Raw genomic sequence first — 1934 nt, 5'->3', positions numbered from 1 at the left:
GGCACCAGCGGAAGTTCCACAAAGTCCGCAGACGGGCTCTCCGACTCGCCCTGCTCCAGAATCACATGCGCATTGGTCCCGCTGATCCCGAAGGAGGAGACGGCCGCCCGACGCGGCATGCCGGTCTCGTCCCACGGCCGGGCCTCGGTGAGCAACTGCACCGTGCCCTCGGACCAGTCCACATGCGGCGACGGCGCGTCAATGTGCAGGCTCTGCGGCAGCACACCGTGCCGCATCGCCATCACCATCTTGATCACACCCGCCACACCCGCCGCGGCCTGCGTGTGACCGATGTTCGACTTCACCGAACCCAGCCACAACGGCCGCTCCCCGGCCCGCTCCTGGCCGTAGGTCGCGATCAGCGCCTGCGCCTCGATCGGATCACCGAGCGCCGTACCGGTGCCGTGCGCCTCCACCACGTCCACGTCCGCAGCCGCAAGGCCCGAGTTGGCGAGCGCCTGCCGGATCACCCGCTGCTGCGACGGACCGTTCGGCGCCGTCAGACCGTTGGACGCACCGTCCTGATTGATCGCGGACCCCTTGACCACCGCCAGCACACGATGCCCGTTACGGCGGGCATCCGACAGCCGCTCCACCAGCAGCATGCCCGCACCCTCACCCCAGCCCGTGCCGTCCGCGTCCGCGGAGAACGCCTTGCACCTGCCGTCCGGCGAAAGACCACGCTGCCGCGAGAACTCCACAAACGTGGTCGGCGTCGCCATCACCGTCACACCACCGGCCAGCGCCAGATCACACTCACCACTGCGCAGCGCCTGCGCCGCCAGATGCAGCGCCACCAGCGACGACGAACACGCCGTGTCCACCGTCACCGCCGGACCCTCGAAACCAAACGTGTAGGACACCCGCCCCGAGGCGACACTGCCCGAGCTGCCCAGGCCGAGCATCCCCTCCAACTCGGCCGGCACATTACTCTGCGAGCCGTAGTCGTGGTACATCACACCGGCGAACACACCCGTCCGGCTCCCACGCAGACCAGCCGGGTCCAGACCGGCACGCTCCAGCGCCTCCCACGAGGTCTCCAGCAGCAGACGCTGCTGCGGATCCATCGCCAGCGCCTCACGCGGCGAGACCCCGAAGAACCCCGGATCGAACTCACCCGCGCCGTAAAGGAATCCACCATGACGGGCGTAGGTGGTACCACGGCTCTCCGGGTCCGGATGATAGAGCCGCTCCAGGTCCCAGCCACGGTCGGTCGGGAACTCACCGATTCCGTCAACCCCGGCCGCGACCAGCTGCCACAGATCCTCCGGCGAGGACACAGCACCCGGGAACCGGCACGCCATCCCCACGATCGCGATCGGCTCGTCGGTGGCGGTAGTGGTGGCGACGGCCTGGCGCTCGCGACCGCCCTGCTCGTCGGCCAGGAAGTCGGTGACCTCCTGGGCGGACGGGTAGTCGAAGACGAGCGTCGCGGGCAGGCGGAGGCCGGTTGCGGAGTTGAGGCGGTTGCGCAGCTCCACCGCTGTCAGCGAGTCGAACCCGAGATCCTGGAACCGGCGCGAGGGGTCGACGGCGCTGCCGTCGGCGAAGCCGAGCACGGCGGCGACCTGGGCGCGGACCAGCTGCAGCAGTTCCCGGGGGTTGCTGCCGACGGCGACCGCCGCCGAGGCCGTCGCGGCCGAGCCGGGCCGGCGGACCGGGGTGCGGACGAGACCGCGCAGCACGGCGGTGAGGGTGCCGGCGCCGGCCTGGTGCTGGAGTGCGGGCAGGCTCAGCGCGGCCGGGACGAGGGCCGCCCGCTCGCCGGCGACGGCGGTGTCGAGCAGTGCGAGGCCGTCCTCGACGGACAGCGGAAGGATGCCGGCGCGCTCAAGGCGACGCAGTTCGGTTGCGTCGAGTTCGCCGCCCATGCCCGGGCCGTCCCACAGGCCCCAGGCGAGGGAGGTGGCGGGCCGGCCCTGCGCGACGCGCTG

General features: G+C 71.3%; 1 protein-coding gene. It reads right to left on the bottom strand.

The genetic code is table 11. The features are described 5' to 3' along the window. The coding region (locus ACLQ2N_RS35870; protein ID WP_425819976.1) for a beta-ketoacyl synthase N-terminal-like domain-containing protein at positions 1–1934 on the bottom strand (1934 nt) is incomplete at both ends.

Source organism: Streptomyces sp. DT224 (assembly GCF_049844595.1).
GTDB lineage: Bacteria > Actinomycetota > Actinomycetes > Streptomycetales > Streptomycetaceae > Streptomyces.
This window is presented reverse-complemented; position numbering and strand designations above follow the sequence as displayed.